A 10,023-nucleotide genomic window follows, 5' to 3' on the forward strand; every position below is an offset into this window, starting at 1 on the left:
CATTTTAAGCAGCAATGATTTCTTTGATGATGACATAAGGTTCAACAATCAGAGCATTAAATCGCTTCTCCCGGTTGAGATTCCATTCTCCCACCTGATCTATTGTCGGTTTAGCTAATAATTTTTCATCTATCCAATGTTGCACTGAAAGAATATTATCACTAGCGATCGCTTCTCCCACATCTAACAAATCCAAATTCTCCGCTACTAAAATCACCGCATCTTTTTGGACATGGGGAATTAACCACTCCCATTCGGCTTCATCAAGATTTTGCTGTAATTTTTCCCGTAACTCCGACATAATTCCCCACTTTTTTAGTTATTATTTTGATTTTATCATATACAATACCCTCACCATTTTCTGTAGGTTGGGTTAAGCGACAGCGCAACCCAACGCACTTGTTGGGTTTCATGCTTTGAATAGTATTGAATATAAGAAAGCAATTTTTTAGAAATCATTAATTTTATTTAAACAGTTAGTGGCATCATAACATTGGATATGTGGTATTTATTTTGATCTTGAATATACATCAGTAAACATTTAGCAACATATTCCGCTAATTTAACGGGTACAGCATTACCAATCATCTGTTCTAAATCTGTTTTTGAACCTGCAAAAATAAAATTATCAGGAAAAGTTTGAAGATAACTTCTTTCAAGAGTAGTTAATGGACGCAAATCTGGTGTTAATGGTGCAACATCTCCGGGGTGTTGTTGATAAGTTTTAGGTATTGGTCTATTCACACCGCGAATAGTTGGACTTGGTTCATCAATACTGAAAATGGCTCTTCTTTGATAACTTCTAGGATGACGATAATAATATTCAAGTCCTAAACTATTTCCTAAATAATCTCTAAGAGGATGTTTGAAAAGTTTCCGGCGATTAGAAATCGCTACTACACAAACAAAGTCCACCTGCGTGGACTAACGAAAAATCAGGGCTTTTGAACCCACGAAGGTGGGTTTCGTCTGTGTAGCTGCGACTTCTAGTCGCCCTTGCAAGTAATAAATTAGACTTTTCAAACACCCTCTTAGAATGATTTAATCCAAATAAACCTACTTGTAAATTTTCGGGTTGCATTAGGCTGAATTTGATAATTACAGCGATTTCCAATCATATAAGGTACATCTTAGCCCCCTCATCGCTTGCGGGGAGGGGGTTGGGGGTGGGGTTCTTGTTCCGGGTTTGATGACAATTTGCTGTAACTTACATAAAAACGCAGTTATTATTTATGCTGAAAACTCTTGTGGGGTAGACATCTTACCTACCCTATAATCAATTTTACCTGCCCAAATCGTGCATTTCATTAATTGCCTTCGCACACATTTGAGTAACTCTTTCCAACTCTTCCTTATTAGTAGAACTGGGAGCATCAATTAACTTACCAATTCTAATAGTTAAAGGTACAGAACGGGGTAGAGAAGAACCCGGTTGTAAAATCTGCTCACTTCCCCATAAACTTACTGGTAAAAAAGGAGCTTTGGCCTTAGCTGCGAGGAGGGCTGCACCTCTTTTCGGGTCATGAATGCGACCATCAGCGGTGCGTGTACCTTCTAAAAACACACCCACAGCCCAACCATTTTCTAAATATTCTAAAGCGGAACGAATTGCATTGCGGTCAGCACTGCCCCGACTGACAGGATACGCGCCGTATAACTTAATTGCTTGTGCTAAAACAGGAACTTTAAATAATTCTTCCTTAGCCATGTACGCGACGGGACGACGGACACAACTAGAAACTATAGGAGGGTCAAAATAACTAGCATGATTACTAACGACTATGACAGCACCAGATTGGGGGACATTTTCCGCGCCATAAATCTTGCCCCGAAAGTATGCGTGTAATGCGGGACTAACCACCGACCACTTAAAGGCGTGATACAGTGCCAAACTAATTAAAGGTTCACGAGTTCTAGTCACAGAAGATAATATAATTTAGGAAGGAGTCAGGAGTCAGAAGGAAGAATTAGAAGGAAGAAGGAGTCAGAACTTATTTTAACCTCTAACTCCCCAATCTAACTGATTATTTTTCCTACATTTAGTTACCTAATGTTAAAGCCTGTTGTCCTTGAGGTGAAGTAGCATAACCCAAAAATGCTTGCACTCCGGCACTAGCAGGGTCTTTATAGACATAATACAGCGATCGCTGATAAGGATAATTACCTGCATCTGGAGTTAACCCATCTACGGATAGAACCCGCGCCTTTGTTTGATTAGCAACTTGAGCAAAAGTAGCATAACCAATACCATCAGTTCCCAAGGCTTGAATTAGCGGAGTCGTAGCATCTCGTTGTAGTGTAGTAATATTGGGAGTTTTGCCAAACTCAGCCTTTTTTAGCACCAATTCTTGAAAAGTTTGATGTGTGCCACTAATTGCCGGACGATTAATGACGCGGATAGTCGCAGATGGACCACCCACGGCTGACCAATTATTAATTTTTCCCTGAAATATATCTGCAATTTGACTACTGGTTAATCCTCTATTAAAGGGATTTGCCTTACCGACTATCAGAGCGATCGCATCTTGTGTTATAATAACGGGCTTCAATCCCTGATCTTGCTCCTGTGCGGTCAACGGTCTAGAAGCCGCCGCAATATCCACTTTACCAGCCAATAGATCCTCAATTCCCTTATCAGTCCCATTCCCCACAGCTTCCACCTTCGCACCGGGAAACTGTTTCTCAAACCCCTTCCTGAGATTTTGGTTAATTGTCACCATACTCGTAGAACCGTCTATCTTTACAGTCGTACCACTGGCTACTGTCGTTGGTAACGGGAAAGCCGCAGAAGTGGGAGTAGTTGTCTTACTAGGCTGCGTAGTTATCGAAGGTGGGGCAGGATTACGCATAAAAAACCACCAGTAACCACCACCCAAAAGCCCTAAAAATAGCAAAATAAACACAATAGGAGGTGGACCGCTTCTCTGACTCATAAATTCCTAATTATTCTGGTAATTGTTTAGAGGGGGAATCTTGTAATCTTTGCAAACGACGAGCAACCTCGTCATCTAATGTCATAGTTTCAATCTCAGCCTGGAGTTTTTCGGTAGGATTTTCCGATAATTCCGCCAAAGCCTCAGTCTGTAAATTTCGACGTTCTACAGCCCCCCTAGCCTTTTGAAAATCACTTTTAGCCGAGCCAATATCAAACTCATTATTGACCTTAGCAATCATCGCCAGAGCTTCATTCACCTCTGACATATCCTTCATATTTTGCATATCCGCTTTGTAGCTTTCCAGCTTCACGCGCTCACGATTCAGCTTATCCTTAGAAGCCTTGACCGCCGTTTCCGCCTGTTTCACCATTTCCGCTAGTTTAGGCAAGATTTGCTCGGTTTGAATTGCCTTACTCATAGCCATTCGCGCACCTTCTTCATTACCACCTTTTTGAGCAACCATAGCTTGCTGCTCTAAGGTATTAAATTCTTTAATTTTTGCCTCATATTTATTTTTAGCAGTTTTATAAGCCCCTTCCTGAGCCGCAACCGCCACAGCCAACTTCTGAACAGCTTCCTGCATTGACTGAAGGGATTCTTCAGCAACAGCTACAGCCACCCTACCACCGGACTCCACAGGCATTCCCCATAACCAGTTCCAAGTCCCAACTATGGTTCGCCCTGCCCTTTCACCCATTATCCAGTAGACAGCTTTTTTCATAACCCAAAGTTATTTTAGTGAGAGTGGTTATGGTAATATTTTTACTCTAATATGAGCATACATAGCAATTGTCTGTCAGTTTCTTCAAGTATATTTACAGCAAATTGTCATCAAACCCGGGAACCCCACCCCCAACCCCCTCCCGTATCAAAAGCTTATCCTTTTCTTCCCCCCGCAGCGGGGGGATTTAGGGGGGTGCGATGAGGGGGCTAAGATGTACCTTATATGATTGGAAATCGCTGTAGGAATCCTCAATGATTTCTGAGCAATATTAAGTAGCTTAGGGTAGTGAATATCTACCAAAATCCGTTTAAAAATCGAATTAATTACGCACATCATAATTCAGAGGTTATTTAGCTCACCGCTGGATATTGTGCCAATACCTGCCGTAAATATTGACCAGTATAAGAACGAGGATTTTTGGCCACATCTTCTGGCGTTCCCGCAGCAATCAGTTCTCCGCCTTTATCTCCACCTTCTGGTCCTAAATCTATGACCCAATCAGAACAACGAATTACATCTAAATTATGTTCAATGACTAAAATGGAATTGCCTTTATCTACTAATCTTTGGAGAACGTCTAACAACTTGTGAACATCATAAAAAGATAACCCTGTGGTTGGTTCATCTATTAAATAAAGTGTTTTGCCTGTGGCCCGTCGAGATAATTCTGTGGCTAATTTCACCCGTTGGGCTTCTCCACCAGATAAAGTTGTCGCTGGTTGTCCTAATTGCACATAACCCAAACCAACATCAAATAATGTTTGTAATCTCGTTACGGCTTTAGGAATGTTTTGACAAAAATCTAATGCTTCTTCAACGGTCATATTCAAAACATCAGAAATTGATTTATCTTTATATTTAACTTGCAGAGTTTCCCGGTTATATCTCGCACCTTTGCAAATTTCACATTGCACATAAACGTCAGGTAAAAAGTTCATTTCGATGACATTTACACCTTGTCCACTACAAGCTTCACAACGGCCACCTTTGACATTAAAAGAAAATTGTCCAGGTTTGTAACCTCTGGTTTTGGCTTCTACAGTTTGGGAAAAAACATCACGAATAATATCGAAAACTCCGGTGTAGGTTGCGGGGTTGGAACGGGGAGTTCTACCTATGGGTGATTGGTCAATGACAATGGCTTTATCAACGCAGTTTAAACCTTTGATTTCATCTATATCTTTGGGTAAAGGAGCTTTTTTGAGGAGATGATGTTGTAGGGATGGATAAAGTAATTCGTTAATTAAGGTAGATTTTCCTGAACCGGAAACTCCTGTAACGGAAACAAGTTTTCCCAAGGGAATTTCTACATCTATGTTTTGTAAGTTGTTGCGATGGGCATTTTTAATAGTTAAGGCGCGACCATTTCCTTCTCTTCTTTTGGCTGGAGTATTGATGACTCTTCTGCCTGAGAGGTAAGCACCAGTTAAAGAGTCTTCTGCATTTAATAAATTCTCTAAACTGCCTTCGGAAATAACATTTCCACCATGAATTCCGGCACCAGGACCAATATCAACTATATAGTTAGCGGCGCGGATAGTTTCTTCGTCATGTTCAACAACTATTAAGGTATTTCCCAAGTCGCGTAATTTGGTTAAGGTTTTGAGTAATCGTCCGTTATCTCGTTGATGTAATCCAATGCTGGGTTCGTCTAAAACGTAAAGAACTCCTGTTAGTCCTGAACCGATTTGTGTGGCTAACCGAATGCGTTGGGCTTCTCCACCTGATAATGTCATGGCGGGACGATCTAAGGTGAGATAATCTAAGCCTACATCTAATAAAAATTGTAATCTGGCTTTCACTTCTCGGAGAACTAATTCAGCTATTTGGGTTTGCCGATCGCTCAATTTTAATTTTTCGATTCTTTCCTGACATTCCCGAATGGAAACGCTGGTAAAATCTAAAATTCCATATTGTCCCAATTTCACTGCTAAGGCTTCAGGTTTTAATCTTTTCCCGCCACAAACTTCGCAGGGTTGGTCAATTAAATATTCTTCTAATTTCTGTTTGACTAGTTCTGTTCCTCCTTCATACTGTCTTTGTAAAATGGGAATGACACCTTTGAAACTTTGCTTTTTCTCTTCTGTAGTTTTCTTTTCCTCTTCTCCATACAAAACAACTTTTTGCTGTTCCGGTGTTAACTTCCTCCATTGAGTTTGTAATTCAAAGCCATAATTTAAGCCGACAGCATACAGCAATTCCAAATAATAGGAGTTTTCCTTTTCTGACCAAGGTGCGATCGCTGCATACATGGGCGAATCTGGGTTAGGTACAACCAATTCCGGGGAAAATCTTCTTAAAGTCCCAATCCCGTGACAATGGGGACAAGCGCCATAAGGGGAATTGAAAGAAAACAACCGGGGGGATAATTCTTCCATTACCGCCCCATGTTCGGGACAAGCAAAGTTTTCCGAAAATACCATTTCTGTGGGTAATTCTTGTTCTGAAATACCTTGATTTTCTGCCTCAGTTGCTATATACTTACTATCAGACCGCTCCAGCGCTATCTTATCCCATGTCTCTTTTAATACCTCAATTGTGGCAATTCCGTTAGATTGCTTAAGACAAGTTGCTAGAGAATCTACCAAACGCTCTTGAATACCATCTTTTTTAACTAATCTGTCAATAACCAGTTCTATAGTATGTGTGTTATTTTTATCTAACTCAATGGAATCTGATAGCTCTCGCACCTCTCCATTGACCCGAATGCGGGCAAATCCTTGGGCGGCTAAACCAGAAATTAATTTGCGGTGAGTTCCCTTTTTTCCCCGGACTACAGGGGCTAAAATTTGGAAGCGGGTACGGTCAGGAAGTTCCATGATGCGATCGCACATCTGGTCAATGGTCTGAGGGGCAATAGAGCGATCGCAGTGGGGACAATGGGGTTCACCAGCGCGACCATATAACAACCGCAAATAATCATAAATTTCCGTCACCGTCCCCACCGTCGAACGGGGATTATGGGAAGTTGATTTTTGGTCAATGGAAATTGCTGGACTCAAACCTTCGATAGCTTCCACATCGGGTTTATCCAACTGCCCCAAAAATTGTCGAGCGTAGGCGCTGAGGGATTCCACATAACGACGTTGACCTTCAGCGAAAATGGTATCGAACGCCAAAGAAGACTTACCCGAACCAGAAACGCCAGTAAAGACAATCAGGCGATCGCGGGGCAATTCCAAATCAATATTTTTCAGATTATGCTGCCTAGCACCCCGAATGCGGATAGTATTCTGGCTATTGTGAGCGTTTGGCAGCACATCGTTTAAAGCTAGGTTTTCTGACATATTGACAGGCTAAGGAAAGGTTACACAGTGAAACAATCCTTAATAATACTATCTTTGTTAATGAGTTTCCCACTTGTCATGTATTTTTATGAAGAAATGTTTTAAGTAGGTAGGCAAAATTGATTATATAAAAAATTTCGATTTAATGTAGGGGTAGCGCCCTTCTACCCCCGTGTTTGGGGCAACCACAGGGGGTTTCCCCTTACGTAATTCATTGGTTTAGGTATTTTCAAAATGTTTAATTAATTTTGCTCAGGTACTTACCAGAAATCTTTTTTTCACTAAAGTTTTTATTCACCTTAACAGAGGTAATGTTTAGAATTAAGAATATTGAAGAGGACTTTAGTTATGAGTATTACCATCTCTGATGAACTTCTAACCGCGACTCGAATGAATGAAGAGGAAATGAAGCAAGAAATTGCCGTTTTGCTGTTTCAGAAGGAAAAACTTACCCTAGCTCAAGCCAGCCGATTTGCAGGGATGAACCGGATTGCTTTTCAACATCTATTAGCAAGTCGTCAAATCCCCGTGCATTATGGTGTAGAAGATTTTGAACAAGACATTAAAAATCTACGGGAGATGGGTAGGTTGTGATCATTGTCAGCGATACATCACCAATCAATAATCTTGCAGCAATTAACCAACTCCATTTACTTCAACAACTTTACGGTACAGTCATTATCCCAGAAGCCGTTTATCGAGAATTAACTGATCCTGACTTCCCAGTTGCGGGAGTGCTTGAAGTCCAAACTTTTGAATGGATTCAAACTTGTTCAGTTACTAATCGCACAGTTATTGAAGTCCTCATTAATGAACTTGATGTAGGTGAGGCTGAGGCGATCGCCTTAGCAGTTGAATTACGAGCAGATCAACTTCTAATTGATGAGCGTCGAGGGCGGATTATTGCTAATAAACTACACCTCAAGTACACAGGAATTTTAGGCATTTTGATAGAGGCAAAAAGTCAAGGACTAGTTATTTTAGTTAAGCCTTTGATGGATGATTTAATTAATCAAGCAGGCTTTTGGATTGCCGATTCGTTGTATAAAAGTGTTTTACAGGCTGTTAATGAAGAAACTGCTATTTAAAGATCATAGGAGAGAGCCTCATAGATATCTGCTTCTTCAAGGTATGGGTAAGCCTTGAGGATATCACTTGCACTGTGTCCAGATGCCATTAGTCCAACGATAGTACCAACTGTAACACGCATTCCCCGGATACAGGGTTTACCGCCCATTACTTCTGGATTGCGGGTAATTCTGGTGAGGTTTTGCATAGCTGATTAGATTGGGAAACCAGAAATGGCTGCGTTAATCTTTTCCATTATCACTCTTTTTTACTGAACTTCCCAAGGCTGCAATTGAAAGCAAAAAGTTTTTACTGGTTTTTTGAGATTGTTTTTCAGTTGCTTTATAGCGCAGGTAATCAACAAAATTGATGAGTTCAGTAAGTGAATCTTCAGGCAATGTCTTAATTGACTCAATAATTTGCTCTCGGTTTTTGGTTAAAGTATCCATATCTTTATTTAAAGGAATGCTGCTTACTTCAAACACACTATTCTATTTTGACTGAAATTGCTGTTTAACGTTTCTCATTAGGGTACAGTAGTGCGATCGCTGTCCTCAATTTTATTAACTTAGCCGTGTCTTAGAAAAAGTCGGTTTTCGTTCCGCTATCAGACTTTGTAGTAGCTGGCAAGCGATGCCTTCGGCGAGCGGAGCGATCGCAGTAGAATAACATTATGCTGCACTACAAACTTTTTCAACTACTTGTTGAGCATATCCATTATGTTCCCATGCACCTGTTACTGCTCCAGCAATACCTACAATCAGAAAACCAAGAACAGGAATGTTTTGCAACTTTTTGAACTCAGCAATCTGGTAACATCTACAATCTCCTGTTGATACAACTCGCGCCCAATGTTCGCAATTGAAGCGATAAAGTTCATAATGCCAATTTTCGTGAAATTCTTTTACAGAAATATGCAAAGCTCGATGTACCTGTTCCCTGTGCCAATGGTGAGTTTGGTCAGGTTGGAAATGATTCCAATTAATAGGCCAAATTGCCAGCCTTCCAGTATCTTTTTCTCTACCAGCATGAATTGGTTCCCATGCTAAAGAATCCCAATCATTAAGTTGTACAGAGTAGTGTAAAATACTGGAATTGCGATGATCACGATGCTGTAGTAACCGTCCGTAGTGTGGATGATGGAAATTACTGTCAATTAGTTCGTGAAGATTTGGCATAATTCAAAGTAAGGGTAAGAGGTGAGGTTGTTGATTCAATCTACCAGTAAAATCACAACTCATATTTACTGTTCATATACTTCACTCCGATGAGCGATCGCCACAACAAATACCTGCACAACTTCATCTTCTATCGAATAGATTACCCTGTAGTCGCCGATTCGGTAGCGATAGTACCCTGCATAATCTCCCTTGAGGGCTTTGATGTTAGGGTGCGACTGGGGGGTTTGTTCTAGCTGCTGCAAACACCGGGCAATTTTCTTTGCTAGGGCTTTATCAGCATTAATATAAACCTTTTGGGCATCGGGATGGAGAACAACTTCATACATCAGATCGAAGGGTTCTCCAATTTGTGTAATGGGTTTTAGGAGTTGTTTGATTTTGCTTAACTCGTTCTAGCAATCCAGGAATTGCTAAAAGTTCTTGGGTTGCAGCTTCACTTTCCGCATTTGCTAAGTAAGCGGCAAAATCAGCAAGGACTTGTAATCTTTCTGGTGATAGTTGTTTGAGTAATTCATTAAGGTGGTTCTGTAACTCTGTCACAGATTCTAAAACCTCCAATGATCTATCTGAACCTGGGGAATTATCCATAGTATTCATTGTTTACCTCCACTTTCTAAAATTGCTAAATTAGCTGTTAGGAAATATTGCAGTTCTTGAATCTGTTGATCACATTGGTTGATATCAAACTTCTCTGTACAGGACAAAAAATAGAGAAAAAGCTTGCAAAGGAAACAGAGAAAGGGTTTCATAGAAAGTTACCACACAATCAAAGAAACCCCTATGAACCAGATTAACTTATTACGAGACACACTAAAACCACATTTGGA

12 protein-coding genes and 1 pseudogene are annotated in these 10,023 nt (G+C 40.5%); 2 read left to right on the top strand and 11 right to left on the bottom strand.

What is annotated here, in order from left to right:
- Window positions 1–4 precede the first annotated feature (4 nt).
- From PN471_RS00445 to uvrA, 6 genes and pseudogenes are all read right to left on the bottom strand, one after another.
- Entirely contained in the window at window positions 5–301 is a 297-nt protein-coding gene (locus PN471_RS00445) for a DUF2288 domain-containing protein (RefSeq protein WP_271775215.1), read from the bottom strand.
- 167 nt (window positions 302–468) lie between these two features.
- Window positions 469–858 (bottom strand): annotated as a pseudogene (locus tag PN471_RS00450) (DNA cytosine methyltransferase); the annotation flags it as partial.
- Between the two features lie 424 nt (window positions 859–1,282).
- Window positions 1,283–1,921 carry a lysophospholipid acyltransferase family protein gene (locus PN471_RS00455; RefSeq protein ID WP_271775216.1) on the bottom strand — a complete coding sequence of 213 codons (639 nt, stop codon included), beginning with the start codon at window positions 1,919–1,921 and terminating at the stop codon, window positions 1,283–1,285.
- A gap of 118 nt (window positions 1,922–2,039) precedes the next feature.
- Complete coding sequence (locus tag PN471_RS00460; RefSeq protein WP_271775217.1) at window positions 2,040–2,933, bottom strand: phosphate ABC transporter substrate-binding protein; 894 nt, start codon at window positions 2,931–2,933, stop codon at window positions 2,040–2,042.
- 10 nt (window positions 2,934–2,943) lie between these two features.
- Window positions 2,944–3,657: a PspA/IM30 family protein gene (locus tag PN471_RS00465; RefSeq protein ID WP_271775218.1), complete on the bottom strand. Its 714-nt coding sequence runs from the start codon at window positions 3,655–3,657 to the stop codon at window positions 2,944–2,946.
- A gap of 353 nt (window positions 3,658–4,010) precedes the next feature.
- Entirely contained in the window at window positions 4,011–6,947 is a 2,937-nt protein-coding gene (gene uvrA / locus PN471_RS00470) for an excinuclease ABC subunit UvrA (RefSeq protein ID WP_271775219.1), read from the bottom strand.
- Window positions 6,948–7,295: 348 nt separating this feature from the next.
- On the opposite strand from uvrA, the gene PN471_RS00475 reads away from it, so the two are divergent.
- Both PN471_RS00475 and PN471_RS00480 read left to right on the top strand, forming a co-directional pair.
- The gene (locus tag PN471_RS00475; RefSeq protein WP_271775220.1) at window positions 7,296–7,541 is read left to right on the top strand and encodes a UPF0175 family protein; all 246 of its coding nucleotides are present in this window, start codon (window positions 7,296–7,298) and stop codon (window positions 7,539–7,541) included.
- A complete protein-coding gene (locus tag PN471_RS00480; protein ID WP_271775221.1) occupies window positions 7,538–8,035 on the top strand; it encodes a DUF3368 domain-containing protein in 498 nt (165 codons plus the stop codon). The genes PN471_RS00475 and PN471_RS00480 overlap by 4 nt, the downstream gene beginning before the upstream one ends.
- On the opposite strand, the gene PN471_RS00485 is transcribed toward PN471_RS00480, so the two are convergent.
- The 5 genes from PN471_RS00485 to PN471_RS00505 form a co-directional block, all read right to left on the bottom strand.
- Window positions 8,032–8,223: a DUF433 domain-containing protein gene (locus tag PN471_RS00485; RefSeq protein ID WP_271775222.1), complete on the bottom strand. Its 192-nt coding sequence runs from the start codon at window positions 8,221–8,223 to the stop codon at window positions 8,032–8,034. The genes PN471_RS00480 and PN471_RS00485 overlap by 4 nt on opposite strands.
- Window positions 8,224–8,257: 34 nt before the next feature.
- Window positions 8,258–8,500, bottom strand: a complete 243-nt coding sequence (locus tag PN471_RS00490; RefSeq protein ID WP_271775223.1) for a DUF2281 domain-containing protein — start codon at window positions 8,498–8,500, stop codon at window positions 8,258–8,260.
- A gap of 186 nt (window positions 8,501–8,686) precedes the next feature.
- Window positions 8,687–9,193, bottom strand: a complete 507-nt coding sequence (locus PN471_RS00495) for a hypothetical protein (RefSeq protein WP_271775224.1) — start codon at window positions 9,191–9,193, stop codon at window positions 8,687–8,689.
- Window positions 9,194–9,258: 65 nt separating this feature from the next.
- The gene (locus PN471_RS00500) at window positions 9,259–9,522 is read right to left on the bottom strand and encodes a type II toxin-antitoxin system RelE family toxin (protein ID WP_027404422.1); all 264 of its coding nucleotides are present in this window, start codon (window positions 9,520–9,522) and stop codon (window positions 9,259–9,261) included.
- Window positions 9,515–9,793, bottom strand: coding sequence for a hypothetical protein (locus PN471_RS00505; RefSeq protein WP_271775225.1), 279 nt, complete (start codon window positions 9,791–9,793; stop codon window positions 9,515–9,517). Before PN471_RS00505 ends, PN471_RS00500 begins: the two co-directional genes overlap by 8 nt.
- Between the last annotated feature and the right edge of the window lie 230 nt (window positions 9,794–10,023).

The sequence above is a fragment of the Aphanizomenon sp. CS-733/32 genome (assembly GCF_028330045.1).
Lineage (GTDB): Bacteria > Cyanobacteriota > Cyanobacteriia > Cyanobacteriales > Nostocaceae > Dolichospermum > Dolichospermum gracile.

Coding starts and splice junctions, on each gene's coding strand:
- PN471_RS00505 (WP_271775225.1), bottom strand. CDS start 9,793: ATGAATACTATGGATAATTCCCCAGGTTCAGATAGATCATTGGAGGTT.
- PN471_RS00495 (WP_271775224.1), bottom strand. CDS start 9,193: ATGCCAAATCTTCACGAACTAATTGACAGTAATTTCCATCATCCACAC.
- PN471_RS00500 (WP_027404422.1), bottom strand. CDS start 9,522: ATGTATGAAGTTGTTCTCCATCCCGATGCCCAAAAGGTTTATATTAAT.
- uvrA (WP_271775219.1), bottom strand. CDS start 6,947: ATGTCAGAAAACCTAGCTTTAAACGATGTGCTGCCAAACGCTCACAAT.
- PN471_RS00460 (WP_271775217.1), bottom strand. CDS start 2,933: ATGAGTCAGAGAAGCGGTCCACCTCCTATTGTGTTTATTTTGCTATTT.
- PN471_RS00485 (WP_271775222.1), bottom strand. CDS start 8,223: ATGCAAAACCTCACCAGAATTACCCGCAATCCAGAAGTAATGGGCGGT.
- PN471_RS00445 (WP_271775215.1), bottom strand. CDS start 301: ATGTCGGAGTTACGGGAAAAATTACAGCAAAATCTTGATGAAGCCGAA.
- PN471_RS00475 (WP_271775220.1), top strand. CDS start 7,296: ATGAGTATTACCATCTCTGATGAACTTCTAACCGCGACTCGAATGAAT.
- PN471_RS00465 (WP_271775218.1), bottom strand. CDS start 3,657: ATGAAAAAAGCTGTCTACTGGATAATGGGTGAAAGGGCAGGGCGAACC.